The sequence below is a fragment of the Prevotella sp. ne3005 genome (genome assembly GCF_900110085.1).
GTDB lineage: Bacteria > Bacteroidota > Bacteroidia > Bacteroidales > Bacteroidaceae > Prevotella.
Map to the genome: position 1 here is coordinate 138,467 of NZ_FOCK01000002.1, position 25,930 is coordinate 164,396.

A 25,930-nucleotide genomic window follows, 5' to 3' on the forward strand; every position below is an offset into this window, starting at 1 on the left:
CTTAAATCGTTTCTATCTTTTGACTTTCTATCCAGCCTTCCTTACCATCAGCCAGACGGATCTCCTTCCAACCCTTCATTGAGCCATCAGTGATGACGACCTTCGTACCCTCATGGAGGATGAAGAGATCCGTGCCATTCTTAGCGGGGGTACTTTTGACTGCTACTGAAGGAGCTGTGACGATGGCGCCTTTACGGAACAGGAGGTTCTGCTTCTGCTGCCAAGCCAATACATTACTTAACACAAAGACTGCAAGCATCAAGAAACCGCCGAAGAAACCCACCTTCCTGAGCCATATACGTTCTGAGAAAAGGTAGAGCAGTGAAAGAACGATGACTAATGCCAACGAAAGGATAGCCATGCGCGCCCATCCGTCGACACTCATCATATTAACGAGCGAATGATACCAGGTAACGAAGAACATCTCGGATTCAGGTACAATCTTATCGATGGTCTTACTTTGGGCCAATCGGAGGTTAAAGCGGATGTCACGATCGCCAGGCGAGAACAGCAGGGCACGCTCATAGTTGAGTACAGCCCGCGTGATATTCTCCGTACGATAGTAGGCATTGCCGAGATTGTAATAGAGGTCGGCAGAAGCTCCACCCTTCAACAGTTCTTCGTAGTCGTTGATGGATTGCTGGTATTCTCCACGGGCATAGGCGCTATCAGCCTCGGCCTTTGTGACAGCATTTGCAGAAGTAAAGAATTGTGGAAAAAGGAGCATAGCTATCAGCAATAAGAGACTCTTCATCCCCTTGCTACTTCTCACCTTATTTCCTTTCTTCATCGTTTCTTCAATCTTCTCTATGGCTGTCATTGCTTTTTCGTATACCTTATTCATATTACCCTTAGGATCACCTGGAGCATATCGTTCGAACTCACACTCGTCGAGAGCCTCCATGAACTGGGCGATGGTGGTTTCATCCACCTGACGCTCAGCAAGCCGTTGACTGATATTGTCGTGGGAGAGTTGTTCAACTGGCATACTGAGTTTATCACCCACATACCCCCAAAGGGCACGGAGTACTTCATCATAGAACTCGCCAGGTTTGTTGTCTGCCATCAGTCTCGAAGCTTTCTTCAAACGTTTGGTGGCCACCTTGTTGGCTTTCTTTCCACGCATCTTTGTGACATTGGCATTGTCGATGGCACGCTGACGGAAGATGACAAACAGCGAGATGAAGATGAGGGCAAGGACAACCAACGAGATCCAATAGGCCATAGAACCGAAGAAGAAATTGTCGAAGCCTTGAACGCTAGCATCACCAGTCTTGATATACCGGATGTCCTTGTTGAGTTCTCTGAGGTCTTCCTGACCAGAGAAGTCGCTGACCTTACCTGCGCCTGAGCCCTTTGCCACATCGAGCGTAAAGCCCTCACTCTTGGCAGTCTTATAACTGTTGGTAGCAGTATCGAAATAGGTAAACTCCACAGGAGGTATCTCGTATTTGCCCTGATGGCGGGGCACGATAAGTATATCATAGATCTTTGATCCTTCAAGACCATTGGATGTAAGTTTGGTCTGATCAGTGATCTTTGGCTCATACTTGTCGAAGTCCTTAGGGATGGTAACAACAGGCTGTTTGATGAGCTTCAGGTTTCCTGTACCACTGACGATTATACGCATCGAGATTGGGTCGTTGGCCTTGGTCTCAGTTTTATTAAGCTGGGCAGAGATATTAAACTGTCCCACGCCACCCGAGAAGTTGGCAGGTCGTGCAGGCAACGGATCAACCTGGATATCGATGCCTGGGGCCACAATCTTCTTCTTCACCTCGATATAGCCGGAACCTCCATTGAAGAAAGCCTCGAAAGGATCAACGTTACGATTCTGTTGAACCACGATGCCTTCAAAGGTGATACTCGGTATCTGTAACTTACCCGTCATCTGAGGGAACATCACATACTGGCTCCAGGTACAGGTACGATACGGACGACCGTTGACATGCTCAATCGTAAAGCTCTTCTGCTGTGGAAGATCCACCTCCTGAGTATAGAAGCTCTTCAGATCGGGCATATCACCACGCAACTGAGTGAGCGACACAAGGGTATAGACCTTATAAGTCAACAATACGGGCTCCTGTTCGTGGACGCGCTTTTTGTTAGCGGTAACTTTAATAAAGAGATCGGAGCCCGAGATATGACTACCGGCATCGCGCATCTCTCCCCCGTCATCATCGTTCTGGCGCTGACGGGCTGAGCCGCTGTTACTCTGTGGAGAGCCTGACACCTGGATCTTAATGGCATTGGAGGCAATTGTCTTCCCGCCAACCACCACATGTGCGGGCGAGATGGTATAGTTACCATTTTTCGTGGCAGCGACAATATAAGTATAGGTAATAGATGATGTAGAACTGGTGTGTCCGTTTATCATCTGATAACTCGACTGCATGGAACGATTAGGCCCTATGAGCACTTCGAGTTCATCGGGGATGTTGCCTGCACGGAAATCGCTGACGTCCTGTGTGTTTACAGTATAGCTCAAGCGAAACTGCTCACCCACGGCAACATGGGAGGGTGCAGATCCCGTAAGGGTCTGAGCAATGGCTGCTACCACAGCCAGCATCATACATCCTATCGTTAATAGTCTCTTCATTACCAATTCTTCTGAATATTACGGCGTTGAGGCTGTTGCTGCGCCTTCTTCATTTTATCCTGCGTTTGCTTCTCATTCTGGATAGCGGCATTCAGCAGCTGCTCGGCATTTTCTTTGCTCATCTGGGGCTTCTGTTGCTCCTGCTGCTTTTTGTCGTCTTGTTTATCCTTATTCTGATCAGGCTTCTGCTGGTCTTTATTCTTGTCTTTATTGTCATCGTTCTTGTTGTCACCGCCACCCTGGTTCTGCTGGTTCTTGTCCTGTTTTTGTTTTTGGTGTTTGCAGAGAACGAGGTTATAACGGGTCTCATCATCATTGGGATTCAGACGGAGCGCATTCTTATAGGCCTCGATAGCCTCACCATACTGTTTATGGGTCTGACAGATGACACCGATGTTATGGAAAGCCTGCGACTTTCTCAAGGGATTACTTTCAAGACGAGCAGCATTCTGGAACTGCTCCACAGCGGCAGAGTCTTTCTTCTGCGCCATCAGGGCATTTCCCAAGTTGAAGGCGGCCTGAGGATTCTTGCCATTCTTCTCTACAGCCTTACGGTAGGACACTTCGGCATTGGCATAATTACCGGCATGGAATTGTTTATTTCCCTGACGGATATACTGGCGATCCGTTGTTTGCGCCGCCGCAGTGAGAGTCATCATCAGGAGGGCAATCATGGCAACTTGTTTCTTTCGCTTAAAGAGCGAGATATTCTTCAACAGCGGATTGCGACGATCGAGGATGCATATCTCGAGTACGAGGAGGAACAAAGCCAAAAGGCCAAAAGCCTGGAACTGTTCGTCAAACTCGCTAAACACGGTTGCAGAGGTCTCTTTCTTCGACAATTTGTCGAGTTCGTTATCAAGCTGCTCCTGTGCCGCACTGTTGTTCTCTACGTGGATATATGCACCGCCGCCAGCCTGAGCCACCTGCTTACACATCTCCTCGTTAAGGGCCGACATCACAGTGTTACCTGCATTATCCTTCATAAAGTCATTGGTGCCAGGAATAGGAATAGGTGCGCCCTTGGCAGAGCCTACACCCAAGACATAGACACGCATGCCAGCGTCCTTCGCGGCCTCGGCAGCCTGCAGGGCCCCACCCTCGTGGTCCTCACCATCGGTAATCACGATGATAGCCTTGCCAATACCCTCTTCCTGCGTAAAACTGTGGGTAGCCATCTCAATGGCCTTGGCGATATCGGTACCCTGTGTGGCTATCATCTCTGGATCGATGCTCGAGAGGAACATCTTGGCCGAGACATAGTCACTGGTGATGGGCAGCTGCACGAAAGCATCACCTGCAAAGACAATAAGTCCGATCTTATCATTTGAGAAATGGTCGACAAGATTTTCTATCATCATCTTGCTACGATCAAGTCTACTCGGCACAATATCTTCTGCGCGCATAGAATTACTGATGTCCATGGCGATGATAGTCTCGATGCCTACGCGCTTCTCCTGACTGATTTTCGTGCCCATCTGCGGACGGGCAAGCATCACGATGAGCAACGCCAGAGCGGCCTGAAGAATCCAGAACTTCACCAAGGGGCGAAAGCGCGACACATCGGGCATCAAGGCCTTCAGCAACGAAGGCTCGCCGAACTTACGTAGACGCTTTTTCTGGTTTCTATAGGATATGAACCTAATGAGTGCCAATATGGGTATCAGCACTAGTAAATAGAGATATATGGGATCTTCAAATCTAAACATCTTACGGTATCCTCCTAAATATGGTTATGCGCAGCAGAAGCTCGAGCAACAATGCCAAAATGGCAATAATCGCAAAAGGTTGGTAGGCCTCATAGCGCTTACTAAACTTCTTGACGTTGAGTTTACTCTTCTCCAACTTGTCGATTTCATTATAAATCTGACGAAGTTCCTTGGTATTGGTGGCGCGATAGAAGTCACCTTCCGTCACACTGGCAATCTCGCTCAGGGTCTTCGTATCAATCTCTACAGGGATGTTTACATACTGTACACCTCCTGCTACAGGCATAGGGTAAGGTGCCACCTTATTGGTACCCACGCCAATGGTATAGACACGAATGCCCAGGCTCTTGGCAATTTCGGCGGCAGTCATGGGCGAGATGTCACCACGGTTGTTACTACCGTCTGTAAGCAGAATCACAACCTTACTCTTGGCCTTCGAGTCCCTAAGGCGCGAAACGGCATTGGCCAGTCCCATACCGATGGCCGTGCCATCCTCTATCAATCCTCGGGCAGCGATATCAGTACGAACATTCTGAAGCAGATTCAGCAGCGAGGTATGATCGGTGGTCATCGGACACTGGGTAAACGACTCTCCTGCAAAGATACAAAGGCCGATGTTATCGTTCGGACGGCCGATGATAAACTCTGACGCTACCTGCTTGGCTGCCTCAATACGATTCGGGCGCAGGTCTTCAGCCAGCATACTCGTCGAGACGTCCATCGCCATCATGATGTCAATACCTTCTACAGTCTCACTCTTCCATGAATTCTGCGTCTGCGGACGGGCCAGCACCAGCACCACCATCACGAAAACCAACAGGCGCAGCAACAGCGACAACGGCATCAGCATCACCTTCCAGCTTCTGGGGGCATAGCGGAAAGCGAAGGTGTCGCTCATCCGCATGGTAGGCTCTGTCTTCTTCCTGTACATCACATACCACAATATATAGGGTATGAGCAGCAGGAGCAACAGCAGATATTCTTTATTGGCAAATTCCATCTTTTTCTATTTTACCGTTAGTTCAATAACTGATACAGGGTATACACCACATACGTGAACAGCATCAGACACACCACAGAGATACCTATGATAATGGTCTTCAGCACGCGGCGGGCCTTCTGTGAACGCAGGTCTTCCTCCGAGAGTTCCGGCTTCACGGTCTCCTCCACAGGCTCATTCTCCAGTTTCGTTTGATTGATGAAGTCGATGGCGTTCACAAGATTCATATCGTTCTCATTGATGAGGGTCGAGTATTTGGCGAACTTCACGAGGTCGGCCGTAAGGAACAGGTGGCGCAGTTCACTCAGCGCACTCTCGTCCTGGGTAGCCGTCAGCTTCTCTATGATCTCACTGCTCGTCATCTCCATGGCATTGAAACCATAGCGCTCCTCAATATACTTACGCAGGGTGTCCGTCAGCTTGGTATAGTACTCCTTCGAATTCTCCGACGACACCATCTTGTCGGCCTTGATCTGCTCGATCTCCTGCATGGCTTTCTGATGAGGCAGCAGACGCTTCACAATGCGAATATGGGTGATGATAGGTTTGTTATCACGCAGACGGAGGTAGAGGTAGTAGCAGAGAGCCAACAGGACGAGCATCAACACACTCAACCAGAACGACAGGCTCCAATCGCTCCATTGGAACGGGTTGTCCTGCACATCCTTCGGGCCAAAGAACTGTTCCACATTCGTGGTATCTACCTCGATGGTGAGCACCTTCAGAGCAAGACTCTTACTCTTATAGGGTTTTCCGTCGATTTTCACCGTCATAGGCGGCAGATAATATAAGGTGTCATCAAACGAAGTCAGCGTATAGACTACCGATCTGGCGACAAAGCCATTATCCTCTTCTTTCTTCTCCAGTTCCTGGCTCGCCAACACTTCGACACCAGGGGTGATATATTCCGTAGGCTTGAACTGCGGGAATTCCACCTTCGCATTTTCCTTGGCATTGGCTGTCAATGTAACATGGGCCTGCTGACCAACGAATATCTGAATGGAGTCAATCACTGCCTCCACAGATACTTGCGCAGTAGACCGTAACACGCTCGTAACTAATGCTATAAGAAAAATAGTCCTTTTCATCAGCTTCTTTGTTTAAACAACAGCATCAACGCCTTGACGAAGTCTTCGTTTGTGGCGATGCTGACATTATCAACTTGGCTCTTGTTGAACGTCTCCAGCAACTGTGCCTGGCGATTCATCCAATACTTACGATAGGCATCGCGCAACCGCTTAGAGCTGGTATCCACATACTGTTCAAAGCCTGTCTCGGCATCTACCACCTTCATCAGTCCTACGTCAGGCAACTCCTTGGCGCGCTGGTCGTACACCTGAATTGCCACCACGTCATGCTTCCTACTTGCAATCTGCAACGATTGTTGGAAATCATTGCGCACATAGAAGTCGCTGAGGATGAAGGCTGTGGTACGGCGCTTCTGCACACTCGAAAGGAACTCAACAGCCTGCTTCACATCCGTACGCTTCGACTCGGGTTGGAAGTCCAGCATCTCACGGATGATATATAGGATGTGCTTACGACCTTTCTTGGGCGGGATATACTTCTCGATCTTGTCGGAGAAGAAGACGACACCGATCTTATCATTATTCTGGATAGCAGAGAAGGCTATGGTGGCGGCAATCTCAGTCACCATGTCGCGTTTCATCTGCTTCTGCGTACCGAAATCGAGCGATCCGCTGACGTCGATGAGCAACATCACCGTCAGTTCACGCTCTTCTTCGAACACCTTCACATAAGGACGATGGAAACGAGCCGTCACATTCCAGTCGATATCGCGCACATCATCACCGAACTGATACTCGCGCACCTCGCTGAAGGCCATACCCCTACCCTTGAAAGCAGAATGGTACTGACCTGCAAAGATGTTAGAGCTCAATCCACGGGTCTTGATCTCTATCTTTCTTACTTTCTTGATGATCTCAGAAGTTTCCATCTTCAATTTTTTACCTCTTTACCTTTTTACTTTTTTACTTTTCAGGGTACTTCAACCTTATTGATAATCTTCGATACAATTTCCTCGCTGTTGATATTGCTGGCCTCAGCCTCGTAGGTCAGACCGATACGATGACGGAGTACGTCATGGGCAACAGCACGCACATCCTCAGGCACCACATAACCGCGACGCTTGATGAAAGCATAAGCACGGGCTGCCTTGGCGAGGTTGATGCTGGCACGCGGACTTCCACCGAAGGAGATCATATCCTTCAGGTCCTTCAGACCATAACGGTCAGGATAGCGTGTAGCAAACACGATGTCAGCAATATACTGCTCAATCTTCTCGTCGATATACACCTCACGAACCACACTGCGGGCCTTCAGAATCTCATCAGCCGTCGTCACAGGTGTCACTACTGGCATCTCGCCTGCAATATTCTCACGGATAATCTTCTTCTCTTCCTCGAGCGAGGGATAGTCAATGATAACCTTCAACATAAAACGGTCTACCTGTGCCTCGGGCAGTGGATAGGTACCCTCCTGCTCGATGGGGTTCTGGGTAGCCATCACGAGGAAAGGATTCGGCAACTGGAATGTCTGGCTGCCAATGGTCACCTGCTTCTCCTGCATGGCTTCGAGCAAGGCACTCTGCACCTTGGCTGGAGCTCGGTTGATTTCATCTGCCAATACGAAGTTGGCGAATACAGGACCTTTCTTCACTTGGAACTTCTCGTCTTTCTGCGAATAGATCATGGTTCCGATGACATCTGCAGGGAGAAGGTCGGGGGTGAACTGAATACGGCTATAATCAGAATCAATCAACTGCGAGAGGGTCTTGATAGCCAGTGTCTTAGCCAATCCAGGCACACCTTCCAACAGAATATGACCATCACTCAGCAATCCGATCAGGAGCGAGTCTACCAAATGTTTCTGTCCTACAATGACGCGGTCCATTCCGGACACAAGGTTCGTCACAAATGCACTTTGTTGTTCTATCCGGATATTCAACTCACGGATATCAATAGCTTCTGCCATAATATTCTATTATTATTTTACTTATTTTGATTTCTTATGTTTCAGTTGTGGAATCTTGATCTCCTGCCCTGCTTTCAAAGGCGTGGAGGCTGTGATGTTATTATAAACCTCAATATAGCATTCCATATCCGGTCCCAGATAACGGCGAGAGATCCTGGAGAGGGTCTCGCCCTCCTTCACCTTCACCACCTGTGCCGTTCCTACAATGCGCCAAGCACCTGTACGCACTCTCGAATCTTTCTTCTGATACTGATCCAACTGATCTACAGCTTTCTTATCCGGCTCAGCGGCCTTGGGGGCCTCTGCCTTAGGAGCCTCTGCCTTAGGAGCCTCCACCTTTGGCTCAGCAACCTTAGGCGCTTCCGCCTTAACTTCCTCAACCTCGGGCTCTGCTACAGTCACTGAGTCGATGGAATCCACTGCAGCCTTTGTAGCTATCAACGCACTGTCAGGAACAACAGGCTTTACCACTTCCTGCTGGGGTGTCTGGGTGGTTGAGAACGGGAAATAGTTGCCGAGGATATATCCTCCTGCCAGACCAATCAGCAAAGCCAACAATGCCAGCCACCATTTCTTACCATCTGAAGCCTCTTCTTCATACTCTTCCTCCTGACTCTCAGATTCCTCCTCGGTCTCAGTCTCTGGATCAGCTTCCTGCTCGGGTTCAGCCTCTGGTTCAGCCTCCATAGCCGGCTCTTGAACTGGCTCGGACTCGGGAGCGGCCTCGGACTTGGGAGCAGCCTCGGACTTGGGAGCAGGCTCGGACTCAGATACAGGAATAAGTTCTGGCTCGGGTTCCGGCTCAAAATCCACCAAAGGCATGGCTGCTGGTTCGGATTCTGACTCCAAAGCCACAGGCTCCGTTTCCACAATCTCGGGTTCAGCGACTGATGGTTCGCTGGCAGCATCCTCAAAGTCCACACCGTCATTCAACACCACGGTCTCAAACTGTGAGAAAGGCTTATTCACCAACTCTTTCATCAGGGCATCTGGGGCGAAGGTAATCTTCGGATGACCTTCTATCAGCACACGCTCACCCGTATTCACATTCACGCTCTCACGGTCGTCGACATCAATGATCTTAAACGTGCCCAATCCCTTGATCTTGACAAGTTTATCCTGCTCCAGCGACTGCTGGATGATATCGAACATCTGAGTGACGAAACCCGTTGCGTCTTTCTTGTTCACGCCATAACGTTTAGAGAGCACAGCGGCCAGCTCTATCAAAGAAATCTTTCCCATTATTCCTCTCCTCCACTCTTTAAGCGTTCTTTCCAACTGACATGCGGCTTGAAGTTCAGTACCAACTTCGGTGGTACGAGCATCCGCTGTCCCGTTGACGGGTTCACCATCACACGTTCCAGCTTCTTCTTTACCTCGAAGGATCCAAACGAAGGAATCACCACATTGTCACTTTCCTGGAAATGGTCACCCATAGCCTCCACAATGCTGTTGACAAACCGCTGGGTGTCCTCTGCCGAGTAACCCGTCCGTTGTGCTAGTTCTGCGATAAAGTCTTTATTGTTCATATCATGTTGATAATTGTTGTTCCATACAAATCAAATTCTTCTGAGTCGGTGATGCGGACATCATAGAACTCACCTATCTTCAGTTTCTTCTCCTCAGCGGGTATCAGCACCTCAGGATCCACCTCTGGAGAACAAAACTCCGTGCGCCCTACATAATAGTCACCCTCCTGACGGTCGATGATGACCTTCAAGGTATGGCCCACCTTTTCTGCTTCGAGTTCAGCACTGATATTCTGCTGGATCCTCATGATCTTATCGAGCCTTGCCTGCTTCACCTCCTCAGCCACATCGTCGTCATAGTGCTGTTCCGAATAGGTGCCCTCTTCCTCTGAGTAGGCAAAAGCACCCATACGTTCAAAGCGAGCCCACTTCACAAAAGCCTTCAGCTCCTCAAAATCCTCCTCCGTCTCGCCAGGGAATCCCACCATCAGGGTAGTACGGATATGGATTCCAGGCACCTCTTCACGCATCTTGCGGATCAGTTCGTAGGTCTCCTCCTTTGTCACATGACGCTGCATGCGGGAGAGCATATTGTCAGAAATATGCTGGAGGGCAATATCCAGATACTTGCATACATTCTGCTTCTCACGCATCACCCTCAGCAGATCCCAAGGGAAATGGGCTGGATAGGCATAGTGCAGGCGGATCCACTCTACACCTGGGATATCCGCCATCTTCTCGATGAGCTCTGCAATATGCTGTTTGCCGTCGATGTCAACACCATAGTAAGTCAACTCCTGGGCAATCACATTAAACTCTTTCGTACCATCGGCCACCAACTGACGTACCTCATCGAGGATCTCATCCATCGGACGACTCTGGTGGCGGCCTGTAATCAAGGGAATGGCACAATAGGCACAATGGCGGTCGCAGCCCTCGCTAATCTTCAGATAGGCATAATGGCGAGGGGTGGTAACATGTCTTTTCCCCTCACAGACTTGCGTCTCTGCACCCTCCAGATCCTTCAACAGCTGCTTATAGTTGAACTTGCCGTACCAGCCATCGACTTCGGGTATTTCTTTCTCTAAATCAGCCAGATAGCGCTCTGAGAGACAGCCCATCACGAAGAGTTTCTCAATTCTGCCTTCCGTCTTTGCCTGTGCAAATTCGAGAATGGTATTGATGCTCTCCTCTTTGGCGTCGTTGATGAAGCCGCAGGTATTCACCACAACAATGTCACCCTGAGGGTCTTCGCTATCGTGCGTACACAGATAGCCGTTGGCCTCCATCAAGCCCATCAGCACCTCGCTGTCGACGAGGTTCTTAGAGCACCCAAGTGATATGATATCGATCGTCTTCTTCAATTTTCAATCTTTCAATCTTCAATCTTTAACGTCAAACAGCGAGTCAACGAACTGTCGTTTGTTGAAAAGCTGCAAATCTTCCATGCCCTCACCAAGTCCGATATACTTCACAGGCACCTTCAGCTGGTCGGAGATACCTATCACCACACCACCCTTGGCGGTTCCATCAAGTTTGGTAATGGCCAGCGAAGTGATCTGGGTCACAGCGGCAAACTGCTTCGCCTGCTCGAAGGCATTCTGTCCTGTAGAGCCATCCAGCACGAGCATCACCTCATCAGGAGCCTCAGGCAGCACCTTCTTCATCACCTCCTTGATCTTCTTCAGCTCGTTCATCAAGCCAACCTTATTATGCAGACGACCAGCTGTATCAATCAGCACCACGTCGGCACCATTAGCCTTTGCACTCGAGAGCGTATCGAATGCCACACTGGCCGGGTCGCTGCCCATCTGCTGCTTCACGACGGGCACGCCCACGCGCTCGCCCCAGATACAAAGCTGCTCTACGGCAGCGGCACGGAACGTATCGGCAGCACCCAGATAAACCTTCTTGCCAGCCTGCTTAAACTGCCAGGCAAGCTTTCCTATGGTCGTTGTCTTGCCCACGCCATTCACACCTACCACCAAAATCACGTAGGGCTTATGGTCGCTGGGCAGATCCCAGTTGTCATTATCTTCCGTATTATTCTCAGCCAGCAAATTGGCGATCTCATCGCGGAGGATGCCGTTCAGCTCCGAGGTGCTCACATACTTGTCTCTAGCCACACGCTCCTCGATGCGCTCGATGATTTTCAGGGTGGTGTCCACACCGACATCACTCGTTATCAGCACCTCTTCCAGATTGTCAAGCACATCGTCGTCAACCTTTGACTTTCCGGCTACGGCACGCGCCAGCTTATCAAACACGCTCGTCTTGGTTTTCTCCAGACCCTTGTCAAGCGTCTCCTTCTTATTCTTGTTGAAAAATCCAAATATTCCCATAAAAACCTATTTTGCACTGCAAAATTACATAATTTCGATGAAACCGCAAAAAAAAGAGGTTGCAATTTAACTTGCAACCTCTCTTTTTATGTAAAATTAAAATTAATTCTTGAAGAAGTCCTTAACGTCCTCATTGGGAACCATCTGCTCATCGAAGATGTAAGCACCAGTCTTGGGGCTCTTCACCATCTTGATAACCTTTGTGTAAGCGCGACCATCCTTTGAGCCTTCGTGGAGGGTAGCAACGGTTTTCTTTGCCATACTTCAGTCGTATTATTTAATTTCCTTGTGAAGAGTCATCTTCTTCAGGATGGGGTTATACTTCATCAGTTCCATACGCTCAGGCGTATTCTTACGATTCTTTGTAGTCACGTAGCGGCTTGTGCCGGGCATGCCACTGTTCTTGTGCTCAGTGCACTCCAGGATCACCTGAACGCGATTACCCTTTGCTTTCTTGCTTGCCATCTCTTAATCTCCTATCACTTTAATGTCCTTCCACTCTACATATCCCTTGGCAACAGCCTGCTTCAATGCAGCGTCCAGACCTACTTTGTTAATCATACGAAGGCCAGCAGCACTGATCTTCAACTGAATCCAGCAACCCTCCTCTACATAGTAGAATTTCTTGCTGAAGAGGTTGACGTCAAAGCTTCTCTTAGTACGGTGCTTTGAGTGAGACACATTGCAACCTATCTGTGCCTTCTTTCCTGTAATTTGACAAATCTTAGACATTTCTATCTACTTTTTACTTGTGATTTACACTTACTTATTCCAAACAGGGTGCAAAGGTACACATTTTTATTGATATTCAATCCATTGCTGGTTCGGAAAAACGAAGAATTAATGTTTTTTAACCTTCACGCACGGGTCGAGGGTCGTTTTCCTCCTTCAAGAAGTTCAAAAACAGCTCCATAGCCTTGTTCGTAGCGATGGCCAGATTGATGTCACGACCATGATCTTCCTCCACCTTCAACGTTACCACATGATCCAGACTTCCGCAGGCCAGCCAGATGGTTCCAACAGGGATATCCTTCGTACCGCCGGTAGGTCCCGCAAAGCCTGTTGCCGAGATGGCATAATCGGTATTCAGCGCCTTGCACGCTCCTTTCACCATGGCAATGGCAACTTCCTCACACACAGCCGTTTTCTCTTCCAGCACCTGAGGGTCCACACCCAGCAGGCGCTCCTTGATTTCGTTGACATACGAGATGATACCACCCTTGAAATACTTCGAGGCACCAGGCACTGCGATGATGGCCTCGGCAATACGTCCACCCGTACAACTCTCAGCCGTACCTACCGTCTTCTCCGTCTCCCAGAGAATCTCACTCACCTCCCTACTCGTTATCTTACTCTCAAAATCCATATCTTACCTTTTTACTTTTTTACCTTTTTACCCTTTTACCTTTACTCAAACGTCACTTTGCTAAATGCCGGTGCATCGATGGGACAAAACTCCTTATCAAGATACTTAAAATACCCCACCACACCGATCATCGCCGCATTATCAGTGGTATAACTGAACTTCGGGATATAAATCGTCCAGCCATAGCGCTTCTCTGCGTCATAGAACGCATTACGCAAGCCGTTGTTGGCACTCACGCCACCAGCCACAGCCACATGTTTGATGCCCGTCTGCTTCACGGCCTTCTTCAACTTCTTCATCAGAATATCCACAATCGTCCATTCCAACGAAGCCGCGATATCCTCCTTATGATGCTCGATGAAATCGGGATCTTCCTTCACCCACTTCTGCATCGAATAGAGGAACGAGGTCTTCAATCCCGAGAAGCTATAGTCGAGATTGGGGATATTGGGCTCGGCAAACTGATACGCCTTCGGATTGCCCTGACGCGCCAACCTGTCGATAATCGGACCTCCGGGATAACCCAATCCCATCACCTTCGAGCACTTGTCGATGGCCTCGCCAGCCGCATCGTCGATGGTCTGTCCCAACACCTCCATATCGTTGTAGGCATTCACCTTCACAATCTGCGAATTACCGCCAGAGACCAGCAGACAGAGGAAAGGCAGGGGCGGCAACTTAGAAGGCTGATCCGGCTCCTTGATAAAGTGTGCCATCACATGCCCCTGCAGATGGTTGACATCTATCAGGGGGATGCCCAGACTGCGTGCAAATCCCTTGGCAAAGCTGACACCCACCAACAGCGACCCCATCAGTCCAGGCCCGCGTGTAAACGCGATGGCCGACAACTGTTCCTTCGTAATACCGGCCCGTTTGATGGCCTGATCCACCACGGGCACCACATTCTGCTGATGGGCGCGCGAAGCCAGTTCAGGCACCACACCGCCATAAGCCTCATGGACAGCCTGCGACGCAGTCACGTTCGACAACAGCTCCCCATTCCTGAGCACCGCCGCCGACGTATCGTCACACGAACTCTCTATACCTAATATATATATATCACCCATTTCAATCTTCAATCTTCAATTTTCAATCTTCAATACGTCAGCACTTCCACGCCATGCTCCGTCATCACGAGCGTATGCTCCCACTGGGCACTCGGTTTCTCATCCTCAGTGATCACCTCCCACCCATACGGATCGTCGGCATCGATAAATACCCGCCAGGTGCCCATATTAATCATCGGCTCGATGGTAAACACCATACCTGGCACCAGCAGCATACCTGTGCCGCGATGGCCGTAATGGTTCACGTCGGGCTCCTCATGGAACTGCAGCCCTACCCCATGACCAGCCAGATCGCGCACGATACCATAGCCGTACTTCTTACAATGCTTCTCGATGGCATGCCCGATGTCACCCACAAAACTGTAAGGCTTCGCAGCCTCCATGCCTATCTCCAGACATTCCTTCGCCACACGAACCAGCTGTTCCTTCTCAGGCGAAGTCTTACCGATGATAAACATACGGCTGGCGTCCGCATAATAGCCGTCGAGGATGGTCGTGAAGTCCACGTTGATGATATCGCCCTCCTCGAGCACATCCTCTTCCTTGGGGATGCCGTGGCAGACCACCTCGTTGATACTCGTGCATACCGACATGGGGAAACCCTCATAGTTCAGACAGGCGGGAATGGCCCCGTGGTCCTCGCAATACTTGCGGCATATCTGGTCTATCTCCAGCGTATTCATACCAGCATGAATCTGCTTGGCCACCTCGTCGAGCACACCAGTATTAACAACACCCGCCTTACGGATACCTTCTATCTGCTCAGGTGTCTTGATCAGTTCGCGCGTGGGCACTAACTTTCCCTTATTCTCCCAATACATAATGGTTTTGTCCATCTCCGTAGGCTCCTGCCCCGACAGACAATGCCATCTTCTCTTCTTATTGTTCATGTACCTTATTATATATAATAGCAGCCAGACTCTTACGAATCCGGCTGCAAAGGTACAAATAATGATGCAAATTACCAAAAATTTGCATCATTATTCACTTATGAGCCCCTTCTTCCTTTTGTCATCTCAAGACAGAAAAACACACTTTTCTGGGGGAATTTCTTGCTATATTCAAATAAAACTACACCTACTTCGGCAACCTCTACACCACCGGCCCGAAAGACTTCTTCGTCAAGAAATAAAAGAAAATCCCCGAAACCACCAACGGTTTCGGGGATTTTCTTTACTTAGGCTGTTCATGGCTGCAGGTCGGCGTACTCACGGGCGACGTTCTCGATGCAGGGGCAGGCCTTCTGCGGATTTAGGTCGTGATGGCCTACGATGAGGGCCTGCGGGTAGCGGCGGTGCAGATCCTTGAGGAGTGCCCGGAGGGCAGCCTTCTGCTCGGGTGTGCGGGTGTCGGCGGGTTGACCGCGGATGTCGAGCCCGCCCTCGTAGCAGATGCCTATCGAGTGGGCATTGTGGTTCAGGCAGTGGGCACCGATCATGAACTCCGGACGGCCGGGCTCTATCTGTCCGTTACGACGGACCACGTAATGGTAGCCGATGCCGAGGTGGAAGCCCCGCTGGCGATGCCAGGTATCGATCTGAGCAGCCGAGCTGTTCTGGTCGGGCCTCACTGCCGAACAATGGATGACTAACAGTGTGATCGTTCTCATACGCCTATCTCATGCAGCTCTGCACGAAGAAAGTGGTGATTACCAAGGTGATCAACGATCCCACGAACTTCAGGATCTTCCCAATCTGGGTTCTCTTCAACTTAAACATCTTGTTCTGCCTTTAGGGGTTAGGGATTAGTGGTGGTGTTCTGCTGGGCAATCCAGTCAGACAGCGGTGTCACGCGCTTACCGTAGATATAGGGATCCTGCGTGGTGCCGGTGCCGCTGATCACGATCTTCTCCTCTACACCGTAGGTGGCCAGGGCGCACTTGCCCTTGAACACACGCGAGGTGATGTCCTTGTCGCCTGCGCCTTCGGGCAGGAATCGGATGTGGATGCCTCGGATGTAGGTGCTGGCGTTCCACTTGCCTGCGATGAGCTCGTCCTTCGAGATGCCGTTCTTCGTGGCCTCCACGGTGGGCATGAACGTGCCGAGGCCGTCGATCTTCACGGGGTTGCCCTGCGAGAGGAGCTCGATGATACAGCTCGACATCTTCTTGAGCACGCCGCCGATCACGTCGTCGCCGTAGATGGAGTTGTGGTCGGCCATGTGTTTCGTCAGACCGTCGAGTGAGATGGTCTCGCGCTCCTGCGCCTTAGGGTAGTACTGGCCGTAACCGGCATTGTACTGGTTGTCGTTCTTTCGGAGATTGATTCCGAACTGGGGGTTCTTTACTGCCATAGTCTTTTTTTTAATTGAAAATTGAAAATTTAAAATTGAATATTGAAAATAAATTTAGAGATTTAGGAGGCTGCGCGCAAAGCCGTCCGTTGCATCTTCATTGCAACGACAAAGGTACAACATTTCAAAGAGCGATTTTGGGGTTAGGCGGGGCTCGCGGAGATAAAGGGAGCTCGTGGAGATAAGGAGGACTCCAGGCGCTCCCCCTACCCTACTGTTTCCTACAGTTCGATGCAGAACTTCTCGGCGATGAACTTCACGATATGCGGTGGCAGCACCCGCATGTTCAGTCTCATGCCCAGGGCATCCAGTTCGTTCCGATAGGCCTTACACCAGTTCATCAGCGTAGTAACGCTCACGCCAGCCGCATCGGCCAGCTGCTGTTTTGACATTGCTTTCATATTTACTCGTAATATAAATGATACTTAGTCGTAATATAACTACCAGTTAGTCGTAATGTAACTATAACTGAGTGACAATAAGTTTGATTATAACATAATCTATTGATAATTAATAAGTTAACTATTAAGTGTGAAGCGAGTGAAGGAAGAAATACAAACTTTATATAAGGAAATTGATTCATCTCGAGATGAATGTATTTCTATAGAGGAAGTTATGAAAAGTTGCTTCACTCGCTTCACACTAGGGTCAGAACGGGAGTCCCTGTTCCATAGCACCGTGCTGATTATCAATCATATACGCATCCTGCATCGCCAGCATGTTTGACTGTTGTTCATCTGGCTTCAATTCATATATGCGGTAGATGTTGCCACTTCTGCTGTGCAGTGGTGTATAGCCCAGATTCTTCATCGCCAGACTAACCTTGCGCGACGAGATGGGCATGCGCCCGTAGGAGATGCGCTGGGCGATGGTGGCGGCACTATAGGTCTTGATGTCGATATCGGTGGGCAGGGGCTTGCGGAAGCGCTCCATGATCAGCTGCTCCTCGTCGCTCACGATACGGAAGTACTCGTTCTGCTGCTTCATCTGCTCCTCTTCCTTCTTATTAAAGAAATAGGGAAATCCGTCCAGATACTCATCGCGAAGCTGGGCATAGAGCTGGGTGTAGTCGAGTGCCCATTGTCTGGGATCGTCGATGCTGGCCACCCGGAAACAGAGCCAGCGGCGGTTACCGGTCTCGTCGACGAGGAACCGCTCCTGATTGCCCGTGGCGCAGAGCGATGCCAGTCGGTGCTTGTTTACCATGAACCTGTCGTAAGGCCGGCGTATCTTCAGCCTCACCTTCGTGGACAGCGACTTCAGGTCGGCATTGTGCTGGTCGCGGAAAGCGTCCACCTCTTCTATCTCCACCAGACAGTTCTCGGTGAGGGCTATCTGCTCGTCTTTATTACTGAACGAGTTGGTGGAGTTCTCATGGTAATAGGGCTGCAGCTCCACAGGAAGCAGATACCGGAAGAAGGTGGTCTTATAGATGCCCTGGTCGCCGATGAGGGTGAGGATGGTCTGGTTGGCATTGTCATCGCTGAGCCAGGTGGCCATCGAGGCTACGAGCCACTTGTGGAGTGCCCAGCGGAAGAGCTGATGGGCCTGACGCAGGCTCTGCCCTGTCTGCACGGGATCAACCACCACGTGGTCGGCCAGCTCAGCCACACGGTCGGTGCCGTCCCACTTAGGCAGTCTCTGTATGTAGTCGCGTACAGGGTGTATGAGCTTGGCCACATCGCTTTTCACAATATCATTCACATCGCCCTTGGCCACCCAGCGACGGGTCTCTATGTTCATGTCCTTGCGCAGGGAACACACAGCCCGTTCGTCGAGCTGTTCCCACACCCTGTCGGGCCCGCGGCGGAAGTACGACTGGTCGGTGATCTGATTATAGATGATCTCTATGCCCTGGTCGCTGAGCCACTGTATCTGGTCGTGCAGGCTGAGATTTTCGCCTTTCTTGTTGCGCCCCGACTTGTTAAGACGCCAGATGCCGTGCTGTGACTGACGGTGGGCATAGACCCACCTGATGATGGCGTTGCGGTCCTTCTGTCCGTAGTCGGCCCAGGCCTGTTCTGCCCACTCTGTCAGGCTCTCCTCCGAGGTGCCAAAACGGTTGAAGAGGTGGACGGCATGCATCACGAAGGCATGGTGGGTGCCAGGTCCATAAACCACATCGCGCTTGGCGAGCATCTTCTCCACCACGCTCCATGTCTCGTTGGCAGCGGTGTGATACGTACCGGGAGCTTCATTCTTGCGCGGCTTGCCCGACTCCGTACTCGGGTCGAGGTTGGCCTCTGCCGCCTCGGCATCGCTGACGGCAAAGGGTTCTGCATCGGGGTTATAGTAGGCCTCTGCATCGTGGGCCATGCCAGAGAGTCGTGTCAGGTCGCCACACTTGCCATCGTAATCCATCCCTGCCAGACCGGCGAAATAGGTGTTACCTTTGCGGTAGGCCGCCCGGTAAAGCAATGCGTTTTGTGGCGGCTTGCCGTTCTCGTCGACATAACGGTAGATACACCTGAGGCCCTTGCCGCTGATAGTACGGTAAAGCAGGAGTGTATGCGGATCGGCTGCAATCTTCTGGAAGACTTCATCCACTTGGTCTATGTGGTCGATGTCGCAGAGTGAGAGCCCCGTTACGCTGGCCACGTGCTGTGTCTGCCGGCCACGATCCTGGAAGACGACAGCCACCGAGAAGGCCGGCATCATGGCCTCCTTCACCTTCTTTTTGGCCTCTTCGGGGCTGATGGCGAGGGCCATATTCCGATAGAGCTCGGTTTTCTGGGCCACACTCTTGTCGTGACTGATCCACCAGAGGATGCTCTCCAACGTCAGGGGCTTACTCTCATAAGACTGTAAAGTGTTGAACACACTTAATTTCAAAATATCTGTCATAAGAGTACGCGAATTATTTAAACATTACTATGCATCGTCTGATGTAACCACGAATTGTCTCCGTTCGTGTATCATAGTTTTCGTTGTCTGCCAGATTGCTATGTTCCGCCAGGTATCTGGATAGTCCTTTCACACTAATCATCAGCCATCCGTTCTTGATCATATACGAAATCTCACGGTATACTCTTAACTTGTCACCTCTTGCCAAGTCGAACTCAACCTCAACAATCTCTTCGGGACACATAACCTTCAGATAATCTTTCATATAGGGACATTCTTTTATCATCTCCTTAATGTTACGACGATAAGCAGGATAGAACAACCCTAAAAGGGATTTCTCCCTTTTAATATTTTGCCTCATATTTCTTTTCCTTTTTATTTGAGGGTTAATATTCGGTATGCTCATAGGGACATACCATAACTATCTCACAAGTCAGATAGCCAGGTTCGGTGAGTTTTCGAGACGGGCACCCATTTCAAGAAATGCTGCCCAACAGATGGAGTTAAGGTGATTGTTAGTTCTCATAAAATGTTGACATAAACTTTTTCTTGGCTACAAAGATAACTATAATAACGCATATATGCAAAAATTCATCGAATTTTTGACCCAAAATAACGTCTAAAATGCAAGATTTATGTACCACCCTACGTTTTTTACCCTATTTTCAAGGCTATTTTCATGATTTATTCCGTTTTTGTTTGGTATTCTCCTCACTTATTCGTACCTCTGAGCTTCCGCTCTTAGGTACTCCCGTTCGACAATAAAAGAAAAAAAATCGATTTTTGTTTTGTATTGTGCTCACTTATTCGTACCTTTGCAAACGATCACCGGCACGATGTTCAAGTGTGAACGCCGGTGTGACTTTTGTGGGTAAAATATAACAAGCGTTTGCTGTTATTCGGAATTGCTCTAAGAATCTACCAAATTCAAAAAGAAACCGAAACCGAATGAATAAGTCGCAAACGTCTGTGCGATATGCATGGACGTGACTTATCCGGTTTTGGTAGGTTTTGGTAGAGCCTTTAGAGCATGGATTGGAATACCGTCCATGTTTTTTGTGCTCTATCTCAGCCTACCTCCGAAGATAAGCAATACGCCTTAATGCATAGCGTATGGCAAATACAAACCTTGCAAATGCAAAGACTGCGAAGAACGATGAGTTCTATACGCAGTATGCTGACATACAGAAAGAGATCAACGCTTATCTGGATTACAACCCAGACGTGTTTCGCGACAAGACGGTGCTACTGCCTTGCGATGATCCTGAGTGGAGCAACTTTACCAAGTTCTTCGCCCAGAACTTTCAGTTGTTCGGATTGAAGAAGCTGATTTCTACAAGTTACGCTCCTGAGAGTAAGAAATATAAAATGCCGTATCAGCCTACCCTATTCGAAACCTCTCAGCCCCATTTCAATGCAGACAAGACTAAAACGAACGGCAAAATTTTCGTGTTGGAGCGAGACATCACAGGCGACAATCGTATCGACATCAACGATTTGGAATGGCAGTACCTGGAGGGCGATGGTGACTTCCGCAGTAAAGAAGTAACAAAGCTTAGAGACGAAGCAGATATCATCATCACAAACCCGCCGTTCTCGCTGTTCCGTGAGTTCGTAGCGTGGCTGATGAATTCGGGGAAACTATTTGTGATAATCGGGAACGTTAATGCAATCTCTTATAAAGAGGTTTTTCCTTTAATCAAGGATAACAAAATGTGGATGGGCATAAGTATCAGTAGTGGCGATAGAGAGTTTGGTGTTCCAAGCACTTACCCACTTGAGGCTTCCGGATGGCGAGTTGATGAAAATGGGAACAGATATATTCGTGTAAAAGGGGTACGTTGGTTTACTAACATTGATCATGGTCGTCGCCATGAACCTCTGCAGTTAATGACAATGGTTGAGAACTTCAAGCATAGTAAACATAAGGAAATCCGCGGGCAGAAGGAATATATTCATTATGCAAATTACGATGCAATAGACATTCCATTTACAGATGCGATCCCATCAGATTATGAAGGAACAATGGGAGTGCCTATTACGTTCTTAGACAAATATTGCCCAGAGCAATTTGAGATTATTGGACACCCACATGGTGACTATGGTTTGGAATTGGGATTAAAGCCCTATCCTCGTGAACTAAAGAAACTAAATAAAGGACTTCGAGATGGAGATCTCTACTATATCAAAGACGGAATCCCAGAACTACCATATAGAAGAATACTAATCCGCAAAAAACAATAAGCTTATGAAGACAGAACTAAAGATCTATACCGTAGAACAGATATGCGACGGCTTTGACTACAACGAATTCGAAGGCAAGGGCGTATATGGTATGGCTGGTCAACTGGTGATTCAGCCAGAGTATCAGCGTAACTATATCTATGCCGACGGCAAGAAAGATGTGGCTGTGATAGAATCGGTATTGAAAGGCTATCCTCTCGGCCTTATATATTTTAATAATAATGTAGAGACAGGGAAATATGAAGTGCTCGATGGTCAGCAGCGCATCACCTCATTAGGTCGTTTCGTGAAGAATAAGTTTGCCGTGAAGGTGAATGGTCTGGAACAGATCTTTGATAGCCTGAACGAAGGTCTGCAACAGAAGATTCTGAAGACAGAGTTGCTGGTGTATATCTGTGAAGGCGAAGGTCAACATGCAGAGGAGGAGATCAAGGAGTGGTTTAAGACCATCAACATAGCGGGTATTCCACTGAACGAGCAGGAGGAGCTGAATGCCATCTACAGCGGTAAGTTCGTGACAGCCTGCAAGGAGGAATTCAGCAATTCACAGAACGCCAACATACAACGCTGGGAGAGTTTTGTGAAGGGACCAGCTAACCGTCAGCAATTCTTAGCTACAGCCCTGAAATGGGTGAGCAAGGGAAATGTAGATGTGTATATGAGTGCCCATCGCAAGGACGATAACATCAAAGAGATAAAGACCTATTTCAATACCGTCATCGACTGGGCTGACAATCTCTTCAACGACATCTATCCTGAGATGCAGGGATTGAACTGGGGCGACCTTTATGAGCGGTTCCATTCAAATGCCTATAACCACAATGAGATATCGGCAAAGGTAGCGGAGCTGTATGCTGATGACTACGTGTCAGACCATAAGGGCATCTTTGAATTTGTGCTGGGCGGTTGTAAGGATACACGCCTGCTGAACGTCCGTCTGTTCGATAAGCCCACCATGCGAAAGGTGTATCAGCAGCAGACGGATAAGGCCAAGGCTGAGGGTATCAGCAACTGTCCTTACTGCGCAATCAGTCACGATCAGAACGCGCATCGTATCTGGAAGCTGGAAGAAATGGATGCCGACCACGTAACGGCCTGGAGCAAAGGTGGCGAAACTACGATTGAAAACTGCCAAATGCTCTGCAAGACACATAACAGAGCAAAAGGAAATAGATAACTTTAAACAAAAAAAATTATGAAGAAATTATTATCAATCGCAATCATGCTGTTAATGACAGCAACAATTAGCGCACAAGAAGAACTGGTCAACGGAATGTTGGAAAAGAAACATGTTGTAATGGTGGAGGGAGTTTCCTCAGATAAACTTTATGTACGTGCTTTGGAAGCATTAAGTGATTGGGCAGGATCACAAGGTAAGTCGAAAATAGGAATAGACGTGCAAGACAAGGATGAAGGACTTGTGGTTTACAAAGGACGTCTTAATATGGGATTTCATAAAGTAAACTTCATGGCAGGCTGGGAAGTGTATGCCGACTTCACTATCAAAATTAAATGTAAAGATGGACGCGCCCAAGTATCTGCAAATGTTCCAAGTTTGACATTCGACTGGAGTGCTAAACAGTATCCAGCAACAGAAACGGTTCCCATCTCAGCCATTTATCCAGAATACAACTATAAGTCAAGTTTAAAAATCAAAAAGGCCGCAAAAGAGTTCGCCCCTCTTACACCATCTATGTTCGACAAAATCGTCACATCACTTGCAGATAAGTTAAAACTACAACCTGATGACGACTTCTAATGTTTTCAGTTGGGTACATAGACACGCATTATTAATCAAACGATGCAGGAACGATGAAAGTCCTGCATCGTTGTTTTAGTTCAGAGCGACGATGTATGAATGGTTGATAACTTCCTCGAAGTCTTTACCATCAATCTTCAAACCATCCCAAACCTCAGTAATGTCATCGAAAGTGGCAATGAGCTGGTCTTGATCGTGAGGATCGCATTCACACTGCCAACCAATGAAATCAGAACGACGTCTGTCACGAGGCATTGTATAGACCTCTACAGGTCGGGCATCATTATAGATTGCATAGAATGTGTCGGTGGGGGGATAATAGAACCCTAAGTTAAGACCTAATTTCTCTACATGATAGCGAAAGACCTCACGTGCCACTAATGAACGAGCTTCGGATTTATGCTGCTCGTCAAATCCCATTTGATCCTCGTAGATGTGCTTACCCTTGCCATAAAAGTCTTTAATGGCAATCTTTCTTTGAATCTGGTTTGTCATTTCTTCTTTATCTTATTTTTCTGTTTATTAAAATGGACTATTTTATCAATGAGCGGTTTATATTCATCAGGAATTGGTAAATGGCTATTCCCACCTTTCGGAACAGGCTTCCTTCCCATATTTCCATCAGATTGTTCTTCCCATAGGTGAGAATGAGAGCCACTTTTCTTCCCATTGAAAGGAACGAGATTACCATGAGAATCAAATACCAAATTAATCTCAGTACCTATTTTATGGCCTTTATTTGCATTGATATTTAGAATGGTCAGTGTTCCATCTTCATTCTGCTTAGCCATAAGATAAATAGAATTGTCTGTATTTGAATTCATAATGTTCTTTGTTTGGCTTTCTTTCCCTGTTTGAAGCAACACTTTGTGTCCCTCTATTGTATAGCCAGTTTCTGTATGGGTGCGTTTGTCTTTAGGCACTCCACCTAAGTTTTTGTCGTATGATCCGTTAGCTCCCATATCTGTAACCTGGTTTATTGTTATTAGGAAAAAAAGTACTTATATCTTTACGCTCTCCTTCTATGTAAGCGCCATACCTTATTATATGTGTAGGTCTCAAGATATTGAGCATGGCATTGTACCCTTCAAGCCAGATGTATCGACAGCGTTTGTCACTACCGACACCGGTGCTGTTGATGGCAATCAGACTATTCTTCGGCCAGCCTTCCATATATAATTCAATATTTTCCAGATCACCCCATGAGGGGGCAGGGATAAGATTGATGTCATTTCGCTGATAAAAGGCAGACATTAGTTTATTTCTGAAAGAGTTCCACAACTTCTGTATCAACACCATATTAGTATATATAGAGAAATCTGTAGAAATCACATAACCAAATTGCCTGAGCCACAGAAGGTATCTAAAAGGATTATTCCAATAAGGCTCAATGTTAGAATCGGACGTAAAGAAGTGACCACAGAGGTTACGCAGAAGAGATTCTGGCTTCTTACGAAGTCGGTGAACTGAACACAATATTTCTGGTATCTTACCAGAATATGGTTCTACTATCGGGAATTGATTCTTGGAAGTGAATTCAATTCCCTTACATATGACAGAATGCAAGGCTCCTAAGGTCTTATAGCTCTCTGTCAGTAATGGGGTACTGTCTGGGTTCTCGAACTCCAGAGGGAGTATCTTTTGATACGGGTATGTCATACTCAATATCGTTTTAATGATTTTTACTATAGCTCATGAAGTAATAGTGTTGATGTCGTTATCATCTACAAGCATATGTTACATCGATAAAGATGACATTCATTCGGCTATTTCCTTCAATTGCTAATTAATACTAAAAAACTCTGGTATGAGAACTCATACTGTGCAAATATCGGAAATTCTTCTTATCTTTGCACGGGAACTATAAGTAGAGATTTGGGGTAACTCAGATCTCCCTACCAGAAGAGAGAACCTATGGGTCTCGTGCTACTGCCATAGCATGAGACCTTTTTCGTTACCTTACTCGGTTATATTTTTTTTCGCTTCATAAGCGCCTCATTGTTTATTGTTAATAACATGCCACTTTCATATTTCAGAATAGGTGACCTTATATCATCTGCAAAGATAACATTTTTTGGGTTTGTAACCAAATCAAAACAACAAAAGTATTAGTCTTCAAACTATTTTTAGTAATTTCGCCATGTTAAAAAGAAAAAAACTACAATGTCTAATAATATTATATACATATTTGAGTTATTATTTGTATCTTTGCCCTCGCAAACAGGAATTTCCAATAACAATACGC

General features: G+C 48.0%; 27 protein-coding genes. 3 read left to right on the forward strand and 24 right to left on the reverse strand.

The features are described 5' to 3' along the window. Position 1: 1 nt before the first annotated feature. The 21 genes from BMY16_RS03545 to BMY16_RS03640 all read right to left on the reverse strand — a co-directional run bounded on the left by BMY16_RS03545 (position 2) and on the right by BMY16_RS03640 (position 20,043). Positions 2-2,599 (reverse strand): BatD family protein, encoded by a 2,598-nt coding sequence (locus BMY16_RS03545; RefSeq protein WP_244512867.1) that lies wholly within the window; start codon positions 2,597-2,599, stop codon positions 2-4. Then, positions 2,599-4,308, reverse strand: coding sequence for a vWA domain-containing protein (locus BMY16_RS03550; protein ID WP_091840120.1), 1,710 nt, complete (start codon positions 4,306-4,308; stop codon positions 2,599-2,601). Before BMY16_RS03550 ends, BMY16_RS03545 begins: the two co-directional genes overlap by 1 nt. A gap of 1 nt (position 4,309) precedes the next feature. Next, a complete protein-coding gene (locus BMY16_RS03555) occupies positions 4,310-5,308 on the reverse strand; it encodes a vWA domain-containing protein (protein ID WP_091840121.1) in 999 nt (332 codons plus the stop codon). Between the two features lie 17 nt (positions 5,309-5,325). Continuing rightward, positions 5,326-6,396: a BatD family protein gene (locus tag BMY16_RS03560; RefSeq protein ID WP_091840123.1), complete on the reverse strand. Its 1,071-nt coding sequence runs from the start codon at positions 6,394-6,396 to the stop codon at positions 5,326-5,328. Beyond that, a complete protein-coding gene (locus tag BMY16_RS03565; RefSeq protein WP_091840125.1) occupies positions 6,396-7,265 on the reverse strand; it encodes a DUF58 domain-containing protein in 870 nt (289 codons plus the stop codon). Before BMY16_RS03565 ends, BMY16_RS03560 begins: the two co-directional genes overlap by 1 nt. A 41-nt stretch (positions 7,266-7,306) precedes the next feature. Then, complete coding sequence (locus BMY16_RS03570) at positions 7,307-8,302, reverse strand: AAA family ATPase (RefSeq protein ID WP_091840127.1); 996 nt, start codon at positions 8,300-8,302, stop codon at positions 7,307-7,309. Positions 8,303-8,323: 21 nt separating this feature from the next. Further along, positions 8,324-9,544, reverse strand: a complete 1,221-nt coding sequence (locus tag BMY16_RS03575) for an HU family DNA-binding protein (protein ID WP_091840129.1) — start codon at positions 9,542-9,544, stop codon at positions 8,324-8,326. Further along, positions 9,544-9,831 (reverse strand): HU family DNA-binding protein, encoded by a 288-nt coding sequence (locus BMY16_RS03580; RefSeq protein WP_091840131.1) that lies wholly within the window; start codon positions 9,829-9,831, stop codon positions 9,544-9,546. Before BMY16_RS03580 ends, BMY16_RS03575 begins: the two co-directional genes overlap by 1 nt. Continuing rightward, a complete protein-coding gene (gene rimO / locus BMY16_RS03585; protein ID WP_091840133.1) occupies positions 9,828-11,135 on the reverse strand; it encodes a 30S ribosomal protein S12 methylthiotransferase RimO in 1,308 nt (435 codons plus the stop codon). Before rimO ends, BMY16_RS03580 begins: the two co-directional genes overlap by 4 nt. 18 nt (positions 11,136-11,153) lie before the next feature. Next, positions 11,154-12,113: a signal recognition particle-docking protein FtsY gene (ftsY, locus tag BMY16_RS03590; RefSeq protein ID WP_091840134.1), complete on the reverse strand. Its 960-nt coding sequence runs from the start codon at positions 12,111-12,113 to the stop codon at positions 11,154-11,156. A gap of 102 nt (positions 12,114-12,215) precedes the next feature. Next, on the reverse strand, positions 12,216-12,374 hold the full coding sequence (locus BMY16_RS03595) for a DUF4295 domain-containing protein (RefSeq protein WP_091840136.1): 159 nt from the start codon (positions 12,372-12,374) through the stop codon (positions 12,216-12,218). Positions 12,375-12,386: 12 nt separating this feature from the next. After that, complete coding sequence (gene rpmG / locus BMY16_RS03600) at positions 12,387-12,578, reverse strand: 50S ribosomal protein L33 (RefSeq protein ID WP_028903476.1); 192 nt, start codon at positions 12,576-12,578, stop codon at positions 12,387-12,389. Between the two features lie 3 nt (positions 12,579-12,581). Next, the gene (rpmB, locus tag BMY16_RS03605; protein WP_091840137.1) at positions 12,582-12,845 is read right to left on the reverse strand and encodes a 50S ribosomal protein L28; all 264 of its coding nucleotides are present in this window, start codon (positions 12,843-12,845) and stop codon (positions 12,582-12,584) included. A 118-nt stretch (positions 12,846-12,963) separates the two neighbouring features. After that, the gene (locus tag BMY16_RS03610) at positions 12,964-13,479 is read right to left on the reverse strand and encodes a CinA family protein (protein WP_091840139.1); all 516 of its coding nucleotides are present in this window, start codon (positions 13,477-13,479) and stop codon (positions 12,964-12,966) included. 41 nt (positions 13,480-13,520) lie between these two features. Then, positions 13,521-14,546, reverse strand: coding sequence for a tRNA (adenosine(37)-N6)-threonylcarbamoyltransferase complex transferase subunit TsaD (gene tsaD, locus BMY16_RS03615; protein ID WP_091840141.1), 1,026 nt, complete (start codon positions 14,544-14,546; stop codon positions 13,521-13,523). A 29-nt stretch (positions 14,547-14,575) separates the two neighbouring features. Beyond that, entirely contained in the window at positions 14,576-15,436 is an 861-nt protein-coding gene (map, locus tag BMY16_RS03620) for a type I methionyl aminopeptidase (RefSeq protein ID WP_170835988.1), read from the reverse strand. A gap of 296 nt (positions 15,437-15,732) precedes the next feature. Further along, positions 15,733-16,155 carry an N-acetylmuramoyl-L-alanine amidase gene (locus BMY16_RS03625; protein WP_091840142.1) on the reverse strand — a complete coding sequence of 141 codons (423 nt, stop codon included), beginning with the start codon at positions 16,153-16,155 and terminating at the stop codon, positions 15,733-15,735. Positions 16,156-16,283: 128 nt separating this feature from the next. Further along, the gene (locus tag BMY16_RS03630; protein ID WP_091840144.1) at positions 16,284-16,838 is read right to left on the reverse strand and encodes an HU family DNA-binding protein; all 555 of its coding nucleotides are present in this window, start codon (positions 16,836-16,838) and stop codon (positions 16,284-16,286) included. 221 nt (positions 16,839-17,059) lie between these two features. After that, a complete protein-coding gene (locus BMY16_RS15275) occupies positions 17,060-17,239 on the reverse strand; it encodes a hypothetical protein (protein WP_139207111.1) in 180 nt (59 codons plus the stop codon). A gap of 247 nt (positions 17,240-17,486) precedes the next feature. After that, positions 17,487-19,682, reverse strand: coding sequence for a VapE domain-containing protein (locus tag BMY16_RS03635; RefSeq protein WP_091840145.1), 2,196 nt, complete (start codon positions 19,680-19,682; stop codon positions 17,487-17,489). Between the two features lie 13 nt (positions 19,683-19,695). Beyond that, entirely contained in the window at positions 19,696-20,043 is a 348-nt protein-coding gene (locus BMY16_RS03640) for a hypothetical protein (protein ID WP_139207112.1), read from the reverse strand. A gap of 752 nt (positions 20,044-20,795) precedes the next feature. On the opposite strand from BMY16_RS03640, the gene BMY16_RS03645 reads away from it, so the two are divergent. From BMY16_RS03645 to BMY16_RS03655, 3 genes are read left to right on the forward strand one after another with little or no spacing between them, the layout of a single operon-like run. Further along, positions 20,796-21,926, forward strand: coding sequence for an adenine-specific methyltransferase EcoRI family protein (locus tag BMY16_RS03645; RefSeq protein ID WP_091840148.1), 1,131 nt, complete (start codon positions 20,796-20,798; stop codon positions 21,924-21,926). 4 nt (positions 21,927-21,930) lie between these two features. Then, the gene (locus tag BMY16_RS03650; RefSeq protein WP_091840150.1) at positions 21,931-23,103 is read left to right on the forward strand and encodes an HNH endonuclease family protein; all 1,173 of its coding nucleotides are present in this window, start codon (positions 21,931-21,933) and stop codon (positions 23,101-23,103) included. Positions 23,104-23,121: 18 nt separating this feature from the next. Beyond that, positions 23,122-23,685, forward strand: a complete 564-nt coding sequence (locus tag BMY16_RS03655) for a DUF4468 domain-containing protein (RefSeq protein ID WP_091840152.1) — start codon at positions 23,122-23,124, stop codon at positions 23,683-23,685. A 75-nt stretch (positions 23,686-23,760) separates the two neighbouring features. Here the strand turns inward: BMY16_RS03655 and BMY16_RS03660 are convergent, their stop codons facing one another. From BMY16_RS03660 to BMY16_RS16025, 3 genes are read right to left on the reverse strand one after another with little or no spacing between them, the layout of a single operon-like run. Continuing rightward, a complete protein-coding gene (locus BMY16_RS03660) occupies positions 23,761-24,180 on the reverse strand; it encodes a hypothetical protein (protein ID WP_091840154.1) in 420 nt (139 codons plus the stop codon). Then, entirely contained in the window at positions 24,177-24,647 is a 471-nt protein-coding gene (locus BMY16_RS03665; RefSeq protein ID WP_091840156.1) for a hypothetical protein, read from the reverse strand. The genes BMY16_RS03660 and BMY16_RS03665 overlap by 4 nt, the downstream gene beginning before the upstream one ends. After that, positions 24,637-25,344: a DUF4417 domain-containing protein gene (locus tag BMY16_RS16025; protein WP_091840158.1), complete on the reverse strand. Its 708-nt coding sequence runs from the start codon at positions 25,342-25,344 to the stop codon at positions 24,637-24,639. Before BMY16_RS16025 ends, BMY16_RS03665 begins: the two co-directional genes overlap by 11 nt. Positions 25,345-25,930: the final 586 nt, after the last annotated feature.

Excerpts from the sequence above, each read along its gene's own strand:
- BMY16_RS15275 (WP_139207111.1), bottom strand. The coding sequence starts at position 17,239 with ATGAAAGCAATGTCAAAACAGCAGCTGGCCGATGCGGCTGGCGTGAGC.
- BMY16_RS03545 (WP_244512867.1), bottom strand. The coding sequence starts at position 2,599 with ATGAAGAGACTATTAACGATAGGATGTATGATGCTGGCTGTGGTAGCA.
- BMY16_RS03625 (WP_091840142.1), bottom strand. The coding sequence starts at position 16,155 with ATGAGAACGATCACACTGTTAGTCATCCATTGTTCGGCAGTGAGGCCC.
- BMY16_RS03555 (WP_091840121.1), bottom strand. The coding sequence starts at position 5,308 with ATGGAATTTGCCAATAAAGAATATCTGCTGTTGCTCCTGCTGCTCATA.
- tsaD (WP_091840141.1), bottom strand. The coding sequence starts at position 14,546 with ATGGGTGATATATATATATTAGGTATAGAGAGTTCGTGTGACGATACG.
- BMY16_RS03645 (WP_091840148.1), top strand. The coding sequence starts at position 20,796 with ATGGCAAATACAAACCTTGCAAATGCAAAGACTGCGAAGAACGATGAG.
- BMY16_RS03565 (WP_091840125.1), bottom strand. The coding sequence starts at position 7,265 with ATGGAAACTTCTGAGATCATCAAGAAAGTAAGAAAGATAGAGATCAAG.
- BMY16_RS03640 (WP_139207112.1), bottom strand. The coding sequence starts at position 20,043 with ATGAGGCAAAATATTAAAAGGGAGAAATCCCTTTTAGGGTTGTTCTAT.
- BMY16_RS03575 (WP_091840129.1), bottom strand. The coding sequence starts at position 9,544 with ATGGGAAAGATTTCTTTGATAGAGCTGGCCGCTGTGCTCTCTAAACGT.
- BMY16_RS03635 (WP_091840145.1), bottom strand. The coding sequence starts at position 19,682 with ATGACAGATATTTTGAAATTAAGTGTGTTCAACACTTTACAGTCTTAT.
- BMY16_RS03570 (WP_091840127.1), bottom strand. The coding sequence starts at position 8,302 with ATGGCAGAAGCTATTGATATCCGTGAGTTGAATATCCGGATAGAACAA.
- rpmG (WP_028903476.1), bottom strand. The coding sequence starts at position 12,578 with ATGGCAAGCAAGAAAGCAAAGGGTAATCGCGTTCAGGTGATCCTGGAG.
- BMY16_RS03610 (WP_091840139.1), bottom strand. The coding sequence starts at position 13,479 with ATGGATTTTGAGAGTAAGATAACGAGTAGGGAGGTGAGTGAGATTCTC.
- BMY16_RS03595 (WP_091840136.1), bottom strand. The coding sequence starts at position 12,374 with ATGGCAAAGAAAACCGTTGCTACCCTCCACGAAGGCTCAAAGGATGGT.
- BMY16_RS03580 (WP_091840131.1), bottom strand. The coding sequence starts at position 9,831 with ATGAACAATAAAGACTTTATCGCAGAACTAGCACAACGGACGGGTTAC.
- ftsY (WP_091840134.1), bottom strand. The coding sequence starts at position 12,113 with ATGGGAATATTTGGATTTTTCAACAAGAATAAGAAGGAGACGCTTGAC.
- BMY16_RS03560 (WP_091840123.1), bottom strand. The coding sequence starts at position 6,396 with ATGAAAAGGACTATTTTTCTTATAGCATTAGTTACGAGCGTGTTACGG.
- BMY16_RS03550 (WP_091840120.1), bottom strand. The coding sequence starts at position 4,308 with ATGTTTAGATTTGAAGATCCCATATATCTCTATTTACTAGTGCTGATA.
- BMY16_RS03655 (WP_091840152.1), top strand. The coding sequence starts at position 23,122 with ATGAAGAAATTATTATCAATCGCAATCATGCTGTTAATGACAGCAACA.
- BMY16_RS03630 (WP_091840144.1), bottom strand. The coding sequence starts at position 16,838 with ATGGCAGTAAAGAACCCCCAGTTCGGAATCAATCTCCGAAAGAACGAC.
- rpmB (WP_091840137.1), bottom strand. The coding sequence starts at position 12,845 with ATGTCTAAGATTTGTCAAATTACAGGAAAGAAGGCACAGATAGGTTGC.
- map (WP_170835988.1), bottom strand. The coding sequence starts at position 15,436 with ATGAACAATAAGAAGAGAAGATGGCATTGTCTGTCGGGGCAGGAGCCT.
- BMY16_RS03660 (WP_091840154.1), bottom strand. The coding sequence starts at position 24,180 with ATGACAAACCAGATTCAAAGAAAGATTGCCATTAAAGACTTTTATGGC.
- BMY16_RS03650 (WP_091840150.1), top strand. The coding sequence starts at position 21,931 with ATGAAGACAGAACTAAAGATCTATACCGTAGAACAGATATGCGACGGC.
- BMY16_RS03665 (WP_091840156.1), bottom strand. The coding sequence starts at position 24,647 with ATGGGAGCTAACGGATCATACGACAAAAACTTAGGTGGAGTGCCTAAA.
- BMY16_RS16025 (WP_091840158.1), bottom strand. The coding sequence starts at position 25,344 with ATGACATACCCGTATCAAAAGATACTCCCTCTGGAGTTCGAGAACCCA.